Annotated in this window: 19 protein-coding genes; 4 read left to right on the top strand and 15 right to left on the bottom strand. The window is 48.6% G+C overall.

What is annotated here, in order from left to right:
• Positions 1 to 217: 217 nt before the first annotated feature.
• The 15 genes from EDF88_RS20470 to EDF88_RS20405 form a co-directional block, all read right to left on the bottom strand.
• The gene (locus EDF88_RS20470) at positions 218 to 829 is read right to left on the bottom strand and encodes a hypothetical protein (protein ID WP_134186876.1); all 612 of its coding nucleotides are present in this window, start codon (positions 827 to 829) and stop codon (positions 218 to 220) included.
• Positions 826 to 1,383 (bottom strand): recombination protein NinG, encoded by a 558-nt coding sequence (locus EDF88_RS20465; RefSeq protein WP_134186874.1) that lies wholly within the window; start codon positions 1,381 to 1,383, stop codon positions 826 to 828. The genes EDF88_RS20470 and EDF88_RS20465 overlap by 4 nt, the downstream gene beginning before the upstream one ends.
• Before the next feature lie 7 nt (positions 1,384 to 1,390).
• Positions 1,391 to 1,846 (bottom strand): YbcN family protein, encoded by a 456-nt coding sequence (locus tag EDF88_RS20460; protein ID WP_134186872.1) that lies wholly within the window; start codon positions 1,844 to 1,846, stop codon positions 1,391 to 1,393.
• A 1,015-nt stretch (positions 1,847 to 2,861) separates the two neighbouring features.
• Positions 2,862 to 3,626 carry a KilA-N domain-containing protein gene (locus EDF88_RS20455; protein ID WP_134186870.1) on the bottom strand — a complete coding sequence of 255 codons (765 nt, stop codon included), beginning with the start codon at positions 3,624 to 3,626 and terminating at the stop codon, positions 2,862 to 2,864.
• A gap of 401 nt (positions 3,627 to 4,027) precedes the next feature.
• Entirely contained in the window at positions 4,028 to 4,510 is a 483-nt protein-coding gene (locus EDF88_RS20450; RefSeq protein WP_243839643.1) for an ImmA/IrrE family metallo-endopeptidase, read from the bottom strand.
• 3 nt (positions 4,511 to 4,513) lie between these two features.
• On the bottom strand, positions 4,514 to 4,873 hold the full coding sequence (locus tag EDF88_RS20445) for a helix-turn-helix transcriptional regulator (protein ID WP_134186868.1): 360 nt from the start codon (positions 4,871 to 4,873) through the stop codon (positions 4,514 to 4,516).
• A gap of 193 nt (positions 4,874 to 5,066) precedes the next feature.
• Positions 5,067 to 5,579: a class I SAM-dependent methyltransferase gene (locus tag EDF88_RS20440; protein ID WP_134186866.1), complete on the bottom strand. Its 513-nt coding sequence runs from the start codon at positions 5,577 to 5,579 to the stop codon at positions 5,067 to 5,069.
• Entirely contained in the window at positions 5,576 to 6,139 is a 564-nt protein-coding gene (locus tag EDF88_RS20435) for a hypothetical protein (protein WP_134186864.1), read from the bottom strand. Before EDF88_RS20435 ends, EDF88_RS20440 begins: the two co-directional genes overlap by 4 nt.
• Positions 6,136 to 6,834 (bottom strand): hypothetical protein, encoded by a 699-nt coding sequence (locus tag EDF88_RS20430; RefSeq protein WP_134186862.1) that lies wholly within the window; start codon positions 6,832 to 6,834, stop codon positions 6,136 to 6,138. Before EDF88_RS20430 ends, EDF88_RS20435 begins: the two co-directional genes overlap by 4 nt.
• On the bottom strand, positions 6,831 to 7,250 hold the full coding sequence (locus tag EDF88_RS20425) for a hypothetical protein (protein ID WP_134186860.1): 420 nt from the start codon (positions 7,248 to 7,250) through the stop codon (positions 6,831 to 6,833). The genes EDF88_RS20430 and EDF88_RS20425 overlap by 4 nt, the downstream gene beginning before the upstream one ends.
• On the bottom strand, positions 7,250 to 7,945 hold the full coding sequence (locus EDF88_RS20420; RefSeq protein ID WP_134186858.1) for a replication protein P: 696 nt from the start codon (positions 7,943 to 7,945) through the stop codon (positions 7,250 to 7,252). The genes EDF88_RS20425 and EDF88_RS20420 overlap by 1 nt, the downstream gene beginning before the upstream one ends.
• Positions 7,942 to 8,874 (bottom strand): replication protein, encoded by a 933-nt coding sequence (locus EDF88_RS20415; protein ID WP_134186856.1) that lies wholly within the window; start codon positions 8,872 to 8,874, stop codon positions 7,942 to 7,944. Before EDF88_RS20415 ends, EDF88_RS20420 begins: the two co-directional genes overlap by 4 nt.
• Before the next feature lie 59 nt (positions 8,875 to 8,933).
• Positions 8,934 to 9,062 carry a hypothetical protein gene (locus tag EDF88_RS25070; protein WP_279586346.1) on the bottom strand — a complete coding sequence of 43 codons (129 nt, stop codon included), beginning with the start codon at positions 9,060 to 9,062 and terminating at the stop codon, positions 8,934 to 8,936.
• Entirely contained in the window at positions 9,059 to 9,601 is a 543-nt protein-coding gene (locus EDF88_RS20410) for a toxin YdaT domain-containing protein (RefSeq protein ID WP_134186854.1), read from the bottom strand. Before EDF88_RS20410 ends, EDF88_RS25070 begins: the two co-directional genes overlap by 4 nt.
• A gap of 2 nt (positions 9,602 to 9,603) precedes the next feature.
• On the bottom strand, positions 9,604 to 9,831 hold the full coding sequence (locus EDF88_RS20405) for a YdaS family helix-turn-helix protein (protein WP_134186852.1): 228 nt from the start codon (positions 9,829 to 9,831) through the stop codon (positions 9,604 to 9,606).
• A 106-nt stretch (positions 9,832 to 9,937) separates the two neighbouring features.
• Between EDF88_RS20405 and EDF88_RS20400 the strand changes: the two genes are divergently transcribed.
• The 4 genes from EDF88_RS20400 to EDF88_RS20385 all read left to right on the top strand — a co-directional run bounded on the left by EDF88_RS20400 (position 9,938) and on the right by EDF88_RS20385 (position 13,718).
• A complete protein-coding gene (locus EDF88_RS20400; RefSeq protein ID WP_134186850.1) occupies positions 9,938 to 10,357 on the top strand; it encodes a helix-turn-helix transcriptional regulator in 420 nt (139 codons plus the stop codon).
• Between the two features lie 194 nt (positions 10,358 to 10,551).
• A complete protein-coding gene (locus tag EDF88_RS20395; RefSeq protein ID WP_134186848.1) occupies positions 10,552 to 10,827 on the top strand; it encodes a hypothetical protein in 276 nt (91 codons plus the stop codon).
• Positions 10,827 to 11,021 carry a DUF1482 family protein gene (locus EDF88_RS20390; protein ID WP_134186846.1) on the top strand — a complete coding sequence of 65 codons (195 nt, stop codon included), beginning with the start codon at positions 10,827 to 10,829 and terminating at the stop codon, positions 11,019 to 11,021. Before EDF88_RS20395 ends, EDF88_RS20390 begins: the two co-directional genes overlap by 1 nt.
• Before the next feature lie 171 nt (positions 11,022 to 11,192).
• A complete protein-coding gene (locus EDF88_RS20385) occupies positions 11,193 to 13,718 on the top strand; it encodes a PD-(D/E)XK nuclease-like domain-containing protein (RefSeq protein WP_134186844.1) in 2,526 nt (841 codons plus the stop codon).
• The last annotated feature ends 4 nt before the right edge of the window (positions 13,719 to 13,722 follow it).

Genomic DNA, 13,722 nt, shown 5'->3' with positions numbered 1-13,722 from the left:
AACCCACCAGCGTTCATGCGAATGCATTTGTTGGTATTACAGCACTATAGGCATTAAAAAACCCCGCCATGGCGAGGTTTCACATTTTCAGGTCGCTTATCGTCGCTGCCATCGTGGCGCAGCTTTGCCAAGCATGCCTGAATTATTCATATTTCTGGCCCGTTTTCAACTGCTATATCGAAAAACGTGATTTGATGCTCATCTCTATTCGTTTGAATCAAGCATCTGTCTCCATCGTGCGGCGCACAGACAAAAACGCTCTCGCCTGAAAAATCTGGATACACCAGCGCACCCTCTTCCTTGCTTCTCCTGTCGTTAACCACGGCGCCACCTGTTGCAGTTCCCGAGTGATGTCAGCAATTTTTGCTCGAGTAGCGTAGTAGTTAATTCCAATAAGGTATACCGGATCATCTGATTTGAAAGCCTTCAATACGGCACGTTCTACCAGGTCTGCATCATCCCGCCAACTCGCTTCATCCATCATTTCACTCAGAGTGGCTGACCATAAAATAGTATGTGCACGACGGACGGCCTCTCGCCCTCTGAACCCTTCCTCGCGAGCCTGGTTTATTGCGGTAGTGATTCGAGAAAGCTGGGTGTCTGTCCACTCATCTTGCTTTGCACTCGATATAAAACGATTGCAGTTCTCAAGCCGATATTGCGCGCTGGTTTTACCGCCAACACACTCACCCCAGACCGTAAGCAGTGATTGTATCCAGGCTGACTGGATGCTAGTGAGCGGAGTAAATCGGCCCAGATAGCTTTTGCGTGGTGCAGCTGCTGCGCGTTCTATTGCTGTTCGATGTGCACGGCGCTGTTTAGGTGTCACGCTGCCTCCTGCTGTTTGAGTTCTTTGAGCTTTGCCCGGTAGATATTGCGAATTTCGATGTAGTCATCACGTCGCCATTTCGGTAGTTCGTGCGGCCCCATCAGTGCATCAAATCGAGCCTGACCGATTTTGAGAATGAGCTTTGGCCTGTACGCGGCAAGGTTTCCGGATAGATGGTTATTGCAGGGAGCGCATTGCTTATGGCAATTGTCTTCGTGAAACCGTAGCTCCGGGTTCGCGCCTGTCGTGCGGTAATGGCCTGCATGGTATTGGCCATCGTGGTGGCGACCGCAGCTGATGCACGGCTTTAATCTGTCGCGGTACCGGATGAAGTCATTAAAGGCCTGTTGTGCCTGGCCTATGAAGTAACTCAGCGGCTTGACTGCCTGACGACGCCTGGCCTGCCGCTCTTCTTCTGCTTTCTTTTTTTCGTTACTGCGCAGAGCAAGCGCGTACTGCGCACCATGCTCAGGACAGCACCACCAGACGTTTGAATACACCGGATGGAACCACTCACGACAGACTTTGCACTTGCGGCGAGGTTGCTTAGCCATGCTCACCTCACTGATTCTGCTGGTCGCGCAGCTGCTGATACTCGCAGTTGTGCGGAATAGTGAGGAACAGACCGAACTGCGCGCACCACATCTCGACCTGGCCCAGGAAGTGATGCATTTCCCCTGCATCCAGATCAGAAGTGTGTCGCGGTTCCCACGTTGTGGTTTTCTCGCCAGTGATGAAATCGGTGTAGGTGATTTCCACGCTGCCGAGATAGGTTTTCTTGAGGTTGCGCTTCACCCATTCTGGGGTCGCTTCAGTGCGCCCTGAACGAATCAGGTATTCGCTGATTTCTCCGTACCACATATGGCTTAACGCGTTCTGCGGTAGGCTGCGCTTATCGCGCCAAGGTTTGAGTATCAGGCGATAGCAATCACCACCAGCTAATAGCGGCTGGAGCTGCTGACCTATGGCGTCGAAGTTTGTCTGGTGAAGGCGAACGCCCTCTTTTGGAAAGTTCAAGCGTCACCCCCAAGGGCGAACGCAGAGTACAAAGAATCGCTGGCGTCGGATAACGTCAGGCGAGAAAGTTCAAATTGGTAGTATTTTTGCGCCATGGTGTTCACTCCGTGGCGCATCGTAGTCAGGTTATCGGGTGTTCAGACCGATAGTTGTATTATGCAAGTCATGTCTTGCAAAGGTCAATTGCTGGAAGATATCTCTTTGACCATCTCAACCAGTGTCGCTCGAGAGATAATGCGCTCGTCTTTCTGCAGGAGTTTGTGGCCTATTTCTACGCCACCATTGTTTAACAACAATCGCTCTCCCGCCTTGAACTTGAAGGAGCACTTTATTGCACCATCGGAGCGTCTCACTAGATCGTAAGAATCACTACCCTCAGAACTTGCTTGAGACACATCAACCCCCTTCCGTACCGATTAATTTTCGGGACCCAGAATCCCACTTTGCAAAGCCATCTCGGCTATGCGCAACCACTGTAGCAAAGTCGACTTTTTTCCTAATAACCTGCGCGGAAACAAAAAGCCATAAAAACTGTATTCAGTAGTTTTTGCTACCACAACACAAACAAACAGCACATAATAACTGTATGTATAAACAGTACTATTTTCTTTTTCCAAGTATGCACAAAAACCATGTATCTATGCAAGGTTATTTATCTGGATGATTTTAATAATCTTTTTCGCTACATTAGATCAAAATTTGATCGTTAGTGTTAACGAATGCCGAGCGGCAAATATGTCGAGGTTAACTGATTGAATGGCTGCGTTTCGTCACTTCATGTCACTCAACGACACAGGCCAGTGTCGACCTAAACGAAACCTAAACGACCACCAGCGCTGATAGCAGGTTGAAAATTTGTTGCGGCTCTGTGCTTCTTAATTAATCAGTTTCATTGATCGATGCGATGCTATCGATCGGTAAAATCGATCATGTTTCGGTGAATGACGGACATAAAAAAGCCGCTGGTTAGGCGGCTAAGGTTGAATCGGTTTTTGCGCCATGATGGCGATTGTCGCTATTCAGAATCTAAATCAGGCAACATGATTCGCTCAATTAGCGCCAAGGCTTTTACATCACGCTCAGCAAAATACTTTGGTGCATGTAATGGCAGCCAAACTTCGTTGAAATGCTCTTTGAAGTCAGCCAAGTATTCATTCGGATACAAACGCACCGGGAAAGTCCTTCCATCAGGATATTCGTGGCTATAAGTGGGAAATGTCTTTGGCTCAATACCACGATTATCCCTAAGCCATTTAGAGAAAACCCGGCCTTCAGAAATATCAGGAACCATTTTTTCAGGTAATGTGTAGCCAGCCTGCTCTAAAGGTGCAACGAGGTTAAAAGTAAGTTCGTTGAGCATGGAAAAATGCGTGTGAGGAACTCTGCCGCGATTAACCATATAGCGTTTTAAATGAACTGGTAGCTCAGCTGGTGCTCTATCACCAGACATCCATTCACGCACCCAGCGGGATACCTGAACTGCAAATTTAGGGGATAGCCATTGAGCTAAATTGATAGCTATGTCTGGATGAACCCATGTCCCCTGATTTTCGGATCTACCACCCTTAAACGATTGAATTAACTCCGATATGGGAATTCCCATATCGCTGGATAATTCATCAAAAAAATCTTCAGTACTTTTAAGTCTGGTATAATCCGCAAGCAACTTACCTGCCGATTTACACATTGCTGTGGCGTTGATATACCCATCTTTGGTTCTGAGATGAATTACTTCACCATCAATTTCTCTAGCAATTATGGCAAGTTGGAATTGACTCATTTTAAAATTCCTAATCAACGCTAGTGATTAATTTTTGACAAAATAAAGCCCAACAAAAAGTCAGGCTTTATTATTAAGTGCCACTTTAAGCAGCTTTTTTCCCAGAGCAATCACAAAGTGGGATCGGGAAAGGTCTTCCTTTTTTTGCGTGACGAATTACACCATCCACACATGTTGTGTAGCGGAAGATAATTTCGCAGGCATTACCACATTTGCGACAGGTTCCCATAGCCATTGCTATATTTCCCTGCATACCTGTAAAACCATCCAGGTTGCGCTTTGTTGGGAGCGCCACTATACTCCGTGTTGTCAAATCTAAGTGTAGTGGCGGGTTTCCTCCATACACACCGGAAAGTTTTGCAGACTTTCCGAACCGGAGCCCTGTTTGCAGCAGGGCTTTTTTACAGAAAATCAAATGCCAACTGATTCATGTAAAAACCTAACTCGCTCAAAACCACCTCAGCAAACGTGTCAGCTTGCCATTCAGCATCTTCCATCTGTACTGCCTCCTTCTTTGAGTTATGAAGCACGGCCCTATGACCTAAAACCAGATGCCCCAATTCATGAAAAAGAACAAATAAAGACTCTCTTTCTCCCTGACAGGCTAACTCATAAATCCTGTTGGGGACGCTAATTGTTAGTGAGTTTGGGTCGTAATGCCCTGTCGTAAGGCCATAGGTCATTTTTTCCCAAACTCGGTCTTCGACTATGTTAAGCGTAATGCCAAACTCACTTAATTTTTCGAACGCCTTATCTAAATTATTCTTCTTTTTCATCGCTTTAAGATTGAAAAAGCTACTATAATTTATCGCGCCATTTGCTATTTCATTCAAACTCATTGGTGCAACACGGTTTCCACGTAACACGTAAGTTGATGGTTCCAATATTTAATCCCCGGAGTTATTGATATTTTTCATAAGCTCAGCGATGCGTTTAAGTTGTTCAGGTGTCAAAGGGGATTTAGCAAAACCAGCTACTAGCATTTGCTGATTCTGAGACAGCCCATCTAATGAAACAAACTCATTTGAAACATCTGCCAATTCCTGCAGATTACTCAATTCAAGGCCGCGAGCTTTAAAAAACTCTTGGATTTCTTTGACCCATTTTTTAGGAATCTTTTTGCTGCCAGTTTCCAAACCACTTAAGAAAGCAGAAGTCACCCCCAGCTCTTTTGACATTGTTAAAAGTGTACAGTCAGTGTCTATCCTCGCTTTTCTGACGGCCTTACCGAATTCAGTGAGTGCCATAGTTAAATCCTCGGTTTACTTGTAAGGTGCGAGCATTGCGCGATGCGAATGCCTGTTACTTCAAATCTCATTCAATAAATTTACCAGAAACCAATAAATTGTAAACCATTTTGGTAAATATTTTTATATTAAACATAATAATTCATAAATCAAATGCATGAGTGAAGGTTGTATCTTTCACAACTGATGCCTACTACTCATAGTTCAGGGTCCCTACCCCGTACTTCACAAATAGAATCCAGTGGGTTTTGTCGTTCTTGCCAGTGCGCTGCCCGATGATCGGTTTCTCAGGTGTGAGCGCCAGAATCTGGCTAACCGGTATTTGGGTTTCATTCCATTTGAAGATGAGCACGCCGTGTGGCCACAACACTCTGAACGCTTCAGCGAACCCGGCACGTAAATCATCGAGCCATGTTTCTTTGTTCAGTTTGCCGTACTTCTTACCCATCCAGGCGCTATCGCCAACACGCTCAAGGTGTGGCGGGTCGAACACCACGACTGGGAAAGAATCGTTGGCGAACGGCAGCGCGCGGAAGTCGGCAATCAGGTCAGGACGAATGACCAGGCGGCGACCGTCGCAAAGCGAGTGCTCTTCGCTACGAATATCAGCGAACACAGCGCGTTCATCCTCCTTATCGAGCCAGAACATACGGGAGCCGCAGCACATATCCAGAATTGAAGGCAGCGCTTCGATGTTATTGCTCATTTCGCAGCTCCATCAGAAAGTACAAGTCGTCCATCCATCAATGCTTCTTTGATGGCGTTGAATTCCCAGCAATAAATATTGGCGTCTACATAGATGCGCATGCCGTCTGGATAGTCGTGCTTCTTTCGCTGTATAAAAGCTTGGGCAGCTTCACGTGTGAAATGGCTGTTAACGTATTCCCATTCCCACTGATAGCCGGTGACGGTGTGGTCTTCCAGTTCGCCGAGCAGATACCACTGATCGTCACTGTCGGCCTTCATGAATTGCTTTTCGCACCAATCCTGAGATTTCTTGTTCAGTTCAACCTTTGCATCAGAATCCAGATCATCCCAATACTCCTGAATGCTGAACCACTTCCAATCGTCGCAATAAACCATGAGCTGGTCGGTATAGTCGGCATCAATTCCGTTGACCAACCGCTTTCTCTGGACGATGAAAATAGCGTCAGCGGTACAGTGGTCATTAACGCCTTTGCCGCGGCTGTGATATTTCAAACGCTGAACAAAATCAGCGAATGATTCAGGCGTCAGCTTTGCGCCGTACGCAAGTGAGTTGCTCATACGGCAGCTCCTTTTCCCAGTTGTTCGGCGTACTCTTCCAGAGATTTTTCGGCATACTCACCTGAAAGGCCATCACTTGCTAATAACGTGCCGCCGGATAATTCCTCTTTGGCGTCCAGAATCATGCGCACTACGTCAGCGACTTCCTTCATAGGCTTATCAATAAAGCCGTGGTTGTACGCAGCGCAAAGACGGCCCGCAGAAAAGTTGATGCCCTCTGCACGATACTTCGCCTGAATGCTTGCCAGTGCGGCGTCGGTTGCGGGTGATGCTGCTTTGATAATTTCTAATGCCCGAACATGGCCGATGCTGTCTTTTTGCTGTTCGTTGGCCCATGCCTCGATTTCAGCAAAATCGCTTAGCTCCGGAGCTTCGATACCAGGTCCAGACACAGTGTTTTGTAACCATGTCATGCCGTCGTGCAATCTCCCTGCGTTGACGTGCATCAGTGCAACCTGAATACCGACCCAGTATTTGTGAAGCATCCAGGCATTTAATAATTCGCTGGCCGCTTTTGGCAGCAGGGAGGAATTCTCAACCGCCAGATTGACCACCTGCTTGTTTAGCTCATCTGCACGCACACGCTGCACAGCAAGTTCGGTTGCCAGCTCTTTCACCAGCTTTGCCGATTCGGCATCAAGCCCTTTAGCCAGCGCATATCCTGCTGTGACTAATTTCTGAGTTTTGGTATTCATGCGCGTGCTCCACTACCGAAAATTTTATGTACCTGGTAGCCTTGCCAATTCTGGCGGCATTCCTGGCAGACGATGTTGATGTATTTAACCGGCTTAGGCTTCGGCCTGTTGGCTCGCATCGCTGCGTTATATGCCCTGCTGGCCGCTATTCGTTTCTGCCTAAGCTTCTCATCCAGATTTTCTGCGTAGGCTTCGTAATGTGCTGCATCAAGGAAGTAGCCACGCTTGCCGTACTTATACAAATCACCCGTTTTTGAAGCTTGCTCGAGCAGTCTCTTCGTCACCCAGTTAGAAGTATTGAGCAGGGCTTTGATATCACCGAACGTCAGTCGATCACGTCCTGAAAGCTCCGAGCGGATGATTGCTACCCGTTGGTGATAAGTTTCATCCAGTGGTGCTGAGTGTGTTGTTGCCATCAGAACGCACCTCCCTTGAGTCCATGCTTCGCGCGCAGTTCTGAAATCTTCTCCAGACCTTGCGACTGAGAAAGCGGCTTACCGCCAAGCGTCGGGATCATGACTTTCGGTGCAGGGATATGTTCACCTCGAGAGATTCTTGAAGCCATTGCAGCAAGCTCAGTGGCGGCTTTGCGGCGTAGTTCGCCATCATTCCAGCCATTGGCGTGGATTCCTGAATACAGAGCTGTGACCATCCAATAGTGCTCTGGCTTATCCCAAGGGTAAGACTCTGGGCTATCGTAATAGCCATGGCGTTTGCAGTACTCGTAAACCATCGTGACCAGTTCGCTAGCTGTTGGCAGCCCGAAGCGCTGTTGTTCACCCTGGCGACACCACGCTATGAATAACCCTGGTGATGGCAGGAATGGAGTTTCCTGCTGGCGGGCTATGCGCATGCCTGAGTTCACCTGCTCAATGGTGGTAATGCGGTTCTCCGCAAATGCCAGAAGCCACTGGCGGCGCAGTTCGTTGAGTTCGTCCTGAGTCTTGATGTTGACCGTCAGGGCTGGAAATGCCGCCTTGAGCTGGCGAAATAACTCATTGAAAATGTGCTTTGTTGAGTCAGGAATGGGTTGCTGTTCCTGCCCGGCATTCGACATTGACTGTAGAGCGCTGGCGTCGCGATTGTTGATAGCTGTCATCACAGATTTCATAATTTCATGTCCTCAGCCCAGTCGGTGTTGTCGAAATCGAGAGCATTGGTGGTCGCAGGACCACGCTTAGCGGCGTCACGCTTGAGCGACAGCGTGTCCCACTTCTCACGAAGCTTTGCCGGACACAGGACGTTGATACTCCAGAAGGCGTCTTTGCTGACCCATTTGAACAACTCGCAAACCTCCCGGTGGGTACGCCCGTCAAGCACACGCATCAGCCGTACATCGTTAGCCCAGGCCGTCAGATTGGCTTGTCTGGTAGTGGGCTTGATGGTATTCACCAGCGCGGAGATCCACTCAGCGGCCTGGAGGTCTTCAGCACTCCCCCACTTGCTGCCGTTTGGGGAGTAAATCACCGCTTCGGGATGGGAAGACAAAAACTTTTTCAAACGCTCGTCGGAGGATTCGTCAGAATTCTCAGACGTAGGTTTTTTAGTATTGTTATTATCTTCTTGTTCATGTTGTGCGGATGTTTGTGCGGCTCCATGTGCGCCCATACCCTCCGAAGCCGCGACAGCACTGGCTTCATCATGTGCGGATGTTTGTGCGGATGTTTGTGCGGGTAAATTGCTCACTTTTTCAGCATATTGCGCATAATTCAGGATGGTGATCACGCGCCCTTTTTGCTTCTCACCCTCCATTGAAATCATCCCTTCGCGCACAAAAAAGCCCAGCATTCTTTCGACTGCATCACGGCTTGTTGGCTTTCCCTTCCGGTCACATAGTGCAAGACCGAGATCGGCAGCAGTTACCACCAGTTGTCCGGGTTGCAGATGCCATACATGGCCTTTAAATCTGGCGGCATAAGGCTGGCGTTGCGCATCAATAAGCAGGTTCTCCCATAACGTTCTGAGAAACACATCCTTAGCCCAGGGCTTCTTCTTGATGCTCCGGTACAACGGAATGTAACCATTCTTCTGGTTCTCCATCCTGTTGCTCCTGGCGGCTGAGTGAGCCGCAAAATTGGCGTAAGCGACATTTGACATAGCTATGCCCCTTTCGCCTGGTGTTTCAGTTCGACGTTTGTCATAATCGATTCCGTAATAGCTGACGTTATTGCACCTGAAAGCCGTTGCTGTTCCACCAGCGCGGCTTTCGCCATTTTTGAACCTTTCATATCACCCCCAACATGCTCGACACCAATTCATACAGCGGGCCAGTCAGTGCCGGGTCTACACGAAACATCTCCACAATCCCCTCGCTCAGCTCCTTCAGCTTTTGATGAGTTGGCGCATCAAGCGCAACTGCCACCTTGGCCTCGCTGGTTTCTTTCTCCAGTCGTGCCAGGCGCATCATGATGTTGTCCGCAGGAACTAAGCGGCCACGAAACTCCAGCGGCAGCACCGACAATATCGAGGGCGTGAGCTTCTGGATGTTCTCCCGGTATTTCTCAGAGTTGAATTTGTTGTCCAGGTAGCGAAACAGCTTCTGGCGCCCACGGCTAATATCATCGGGAAAATCAATTCCCTCACCGCCGCTGGCATTCCATTGTTCAATGATCAGCGCTGCAACAACGTCCTGATTGTCGATTGCAGCAGCCCAGGAGCGGACAGCATCGCGGATCACTTCATGCTCATCATGCTGCTTGGGTTGATAGCGATTTATCATTGGCATGAAGTTCGGCTTGCTATCATCTTGAAACGTTAGGGTTTGCATGGTTATGCCTCCTGCTGCGGTAAACCATCGGTTGGGTTTGGATAGAGATCGGGGCGAAGCTCGTGAGGCGTGATTTCCCACTCAAGCAACTTGCAGATTGGAAGCACTCTATGGGCAGGGGCCTCGTGGTTTAACCAGAGACTCACCGCCTGTGATGTGGTGCCTAACTGTTTAGCCATCTCTGTTTGCGTCATAACAGCGCAAACACGCTGTTTTATGGATTTTGTCATATCAAGACCTCGGTTGATGAAAACCAAGATTACAATATGAAAATATTTATTTCAATGCGGATTGAAAATAATCTTTGCAATGCGGAGTGAAAGGCTACCTTGTAGAATGGAAGACATGAAAACAGCACCCCATGAAGCGTTTGCTTATCGACTGCAACTCGTTAGAGATGAGTTCGGTTGGAACATGTCAGATATTGCCAGGAGAGCGATGGTTACTCCCCAGGCGGTTCAGCAATGGGCAAAAGGTGAATCAGCCCCGAGAGGAGAGAGGCTAAAGCGGCTTGCAGCTGCCGCCGGGAAACCAGAGCATTGGTTTTTTATGCCCCCGGAAGCAGGTGATGACGCGCTTAGCGTGGTCTCGGCCCCACGACAGTTAGATGAAAAAGAAACAGCCCTGCTCGCACTGTTTAATCAAATGCCTGAAGCAGAAAAATTGCGCCTGATTGTTCACGCTAAGACCACCCTTCAAGAACTTGATCTACTCAAGGATGATGTATTCAGCATCATTCAAAGCATCCAGAAGTAATCTCCACGCCTTAGTTTTTTAATGCAGCCACCTAGCTGGCTGTATTTCATCCCGCCTAATTGAAAATATTTTTTTCATTTCTCTTGTCAATTACAATACTTATTTGTATTGTTAGTTGCATCGACAACAAGCGCAGCGTTGTCAGGTTAAAGAAACGTTCCGCCAGCCTGGCGATAAGGGCAAAGGGGATTGAGATGATTAGCTTATTTAAACAGGCAGCAAGCATTTTCCAGTTTCATCGCCGTCCGGTTGCACCGGTGGTTCACGTTCCAGCATTCCCGGAGCTGGCTAAAGGTCAGGCTCGCCACTTCCGCGACAGCGTAACCATGGCGCCATGGCTGGTGTCATTCAACCGGGACTCGGGCATTTACTACTGCCAGCCAGTGGGTAATACGCGGTTGATTCGTCAGCCTTACATTTGCAACAAGCTGGATAAGCGTCTGGTTCCTGCAGGTACGGGGATTCACTGATGAGCACCCTATTCGCTTTAGTGCTGACATTAGGCATGACCAACGGTGATTTTCAGGATGTGGTGTTGGGAGTCTATGACAACCAGGCCCAGTGTGAGCAGGCAGCTATAGAGCAGAATGTTGTCGGTGATTGTTACCCGGTCGACGGTCTGATTCGCAATGATGAGCAGCCAGCAGTAACAACGAAGTTTTAGCGATATGGGAATTCCCATATCGGGCGTGTGAAACGCAAAAACCCGCGCAAGGCGGGCTCTACGTCCAGCGGTACCGGCAAAGTGCGCTGGAAATCTGTTTAACCAAAGTAACCACCCAATGGGCGCTTTCAATGGCTCGGGGATCTTACAACCTTTTGGAGCGTAAAAACAATGATGTTCGCCTATCTAATCAAAGCTCGGCCTAAAGCAGGTAAGCCAAATATGTTCACCTGGTTCGATTGCAAATCTGAATCTCGTGCCGATCGTGAAATCATGAACATCCTGGAAGATAACGACATTGAGACAGGACGCGGCGCTGATTACATGCTGCCGGTTCGAACTAACGTGCCAGTGTTCGATGATTTACCAGAAGAGCGCGTGCTGGATGCTTCATGGGGTGAGCGCTACGAGCTCGCAGATGACAGTAAGACTTGGCAGAAGATTGTTGCTGTTGTTGATGCAGCACCTGAATCTCCAGTCATTGCAGATGCCGCTACTCCCGAAATTATCGCAACCGAAGAAACTTCGTCGGTACCAGCTGCCACAGCTAATATCACCACTGCGGATAAAGACCTGGTTGTTGATGCTAATGACGGTGACCTCACTGAATACCCAGTGGCGGAAATGGCATTCGGCAGAAGACTGCTTTCTCAGCTTATCAGTACCGTTACCGCTCATCATATTAAGCACGCGCAGCGCGTTCAAATTATGGAGATGTCGCTAGATACCGATAACAGCTACGTCCAGAACCTGTTACTGGCAGCCAGAAACGCGCCAGGACTTGAAGACCTCAGCACCGCGCAACTGTGGAAATACACCTATGCCATCAAAACTGTATTCCCAATGGATAAGCGTCACGAACTGACCCGCGTCGTTCAATTCTCTAATTTATGGCTGACCACAGAACATATTGATCGCGGAATTTTGGTTCGTGAGTGGGCCGCAGGTAATTACATAACTTCAGTTCCACGTACGCCATCAGGTGCGACTGCTGGTGGCCTGAATAAGACCGATCGTTCTCCTGACCTTGAGCACACTCTTGATACGCTCGATATCGAAATTGCGGGCGCGCTTTTACCTATGGATTTCGATATCTACAACATCCCCGTCAGCATTTACCGCCGTGCTAAAGAGATGATTGCAGCCAAAGAATCTCCGTGGAAAGAATGGTCACGCAAGCTGCGTCACTGCCCTGGCATTCTCGATTATTCCCGCGCTGCTATCTTCGCTGTTGTACGGAGTGCTGCACCAAACATTCACATGATGCCAGGTACTCACCAGGCATGGATTAACGCGAAGTTAACTGAAACTGACCACGCCAATCCAAGCGCAGAAACACTGGCAATTGCTATGGGTTCGGCAGTATCAGGCACCACCATTGAAACCAGTAATAATGTGGCCTCCGAGCAAGCCAAACCTGATTTAGACAGCGCCTCAACCCAGCCTGAGGTAAAGCGCATTAGCGCAACTGTATTTTCAATTGAAGGCCTGATGGGTTCCCCAAAAAATGATAACCCGGTCATCAATACCCCATCAAATGAAGTCGAGAAACAAGAAAAACAACCTGTGGAGACCGTAATCAATGAGCCGGTGGAAGCGACTAACGGTAACGAAATCGCGAGTGGTGTTGAGATTTCAGCAGGCGAAAGTATTGCTGCAGATGGTGAAGAAGTCATTGCCATAGAGCAGCCAGCTGCTGAGTTCCCTGCTTACTTTGAGCCAGGCCGCTATGAAGGTTTGCCAAACGAGGTTTATCACGGTGCCAACGGTATCAGCAGTACTCAGGTAAAAGATGCGCGTGTATCTCTTATGTACTTCCACGGTCGCCATGTTGCCAAAACTATTGGCCGCGAAACCAGTGAAGCATTCACGTTTGGCACTCTGGTGCATGCATTGGCATTGGAACCAGAAACACTGGAAACAGACTTTGCTGTTTTCCCTGGCATTCCAGATGGTGCATTCACCAATACTGATTCGTTAAAAGCCTTCATTCATGAATACAACGAAGGAAGAGACAAATCAGAACAGCTGAAGCTCACCGGCACTAAAGATGTTCTGTCTTCAGCCATCCGGACGGTGAAGCCTGATGCCATCTTTGCAGAGGAATACGAACATCAATGGAATGAAGCCAACCAGGACAAAATCATACTGAGCGAACGCCAGTTGTCTCATGCGAAAGCAATTCAGCAGGCACTGTTCAACCACCCTTCTGCTGGCCAGCTCCTGCAACACCCTAATCGAGCAAATGAAGTCAGTTATTTCGGTATGGATGAGGAAACAGGCTTAGAGGTTCGCGTTCGTCCTGACCTGGAAATTGATATGTCCAGCGTTCGCATCGGCGTAGATCTCAAAACCATCAGCCTGGGAAAAGTGAAACAGGACTTCCTGCGCGCCAAACTGCATCGCGAAATCATTGAGCGTGATTACCACCTGAGCGCCGCGATGTACTGCGATGTTGCCGACTTCAACCAGTTCTTCTGGATATTCGTGAATAAGGATGAGGGCTACCACTGGGTTGCCATCATCGAAGCATCTGAAGAATTACTGGAGCTGGGGCGACTGGAATACCGGAAAGCTATAAATGCAATTAGCAACGCTCTGGACACCAATGTGTGGCCAGCACCGATTGCAGAAGACTACACCGACGAACTGAACGATTTTGACCTGCGCCGTCTTGAATCACTGCGCCTGGCATAAGGGG

It is taken from the genome of Buttiauxella sp. BIGb0552 (assembly GCF_004366275.1).
In the GTDB taxonomy this organism is placed as follows: Bacteria; Pseudomonadota; Gammaproteobacteria; order Enterobacterales; family Enterobacteriaceae; genus Buttiauxella; species Buttiauxella gaviniae.
This window is presented reverse-complemented; position numbering and strand designations above follow the sequence as displayed.

Excerpts from the sequence above, each read along its gene's own strand:
- EDF88_RS20465 (WP_134186874.1), bottom strand. The coding sequence starts at position 1,383 with ATGGCTAAGCAACCTCGCCGCAAGTGCAAAGTCTGTCGTGAGTGGTTC.
- EDF88_RS20455 (WP_134186870.1), bottom strand. The coding sequence starts at position 3,626 with ATGAGTCAATTCCAACTTGCCATAATTGCTAGAGAAATTGATGGTGAA.
- EDF88_RS20445 (WP_134186868.1), bottom strand. The coding sequence starts at position 4,873 with ATGGCACTCACTGAATTCGGTAAGGCCGTCAGAAAAGCGAGGATAGAC.
- EDF88_RS20440 (WP_134186866.1), bottom strand. The coding sequence starts at position 5,579 with ATGAGCAATAACATCGAAGCGCTGCCTTCAATTCTGGATATGTGCTGC.
- EDF88_RS20435 (WP_134186864.1), bottom strand. The coding sequence starts at position 6,139 with ATGAGCAACTCACTTGCGTACGGCGCAAAGCTGACGCCTGAATCATTC.
- EDF88_RS20430 (WP_134186862.1), bottom strand. The coding sequence starts at position 6,834 with ATGAATACCAAAACTCAGAAATTAGTCACAGCAGGATATGCGCTGGCT.
- EDF88_RS20425 (WP_134186860.1), bottom strand. The coding sequence starts at position 7,250 with ATGGCAACAACACACTCAGCACCACTGGATGAAACTTATCACCAACGG.
- EDF88_RS20420 (WP_134186858.1), bottom strand. The coding sequence starts at position 7,945 with ATGAAATCTGTGATGACAGCTATCAACAATCGCGACGCCAGCGCTCTA.
- EDF88_RS20415 (WP_134186856.1), bottom strand. The coding sequence starts at position 8,874 with ATGGAGAACCAGAAGAATGGTTACATTCCGTTGTACCGGAGCATCAAG.
- EDF88_RS25070 (WP_279586346.1), bottom strand. The coding sequence starts at position 9,062 with ATGAAAGGTTCAAAAATGGCGAAAGCCGCGCTGGTGGAACAGCAACGG.
- EDF88_RS20410 (WP_134186854.1), bottom strand. The coding sequence starts at position 9,601 with ATGCAAACCCTAACGTTTCAAGATGATAGCAAGCCGAACTTCATGCCA.
- EDF88_RS20405 (WP_134186852.1), bottom strand. The coding sequence starts at position 9,831 with ATGACAAAATCCATAAAACAGCGTGTTTGCGCTGTTATGACGCAAACA.
- EDF88_RS20400 (WP_134186850.1), top strand. The coding sequence starts at position 9,938 with ATGGAAGACATGAAAACAGCACCCCATGAAGCGTTTGCTTATCGACTG.
- EDF88_RS20395 (WP_134186848.1), top strand. The coding sequence starts at position 10,552 with ATGATTAGCTTATTTAAACAGGCAGCAAGCATTTTCCAGTTTCATCGC.
- EDF88_RS20390 (WP_134186846.1), top strand. The coding sequence starts at position 10,827 with ATGAGCACCCTATTCGCTTTAGTGCTGACATTAGGCATGACCAACGGT.
- EDF88_RS20385 (WP_134186844.1), top strand. The coding sequence starts at position 11,193 with ATGATGTTCGCCTATCTAATCAAAGCTCGGCCTAAAGCAGGTAAGCCA.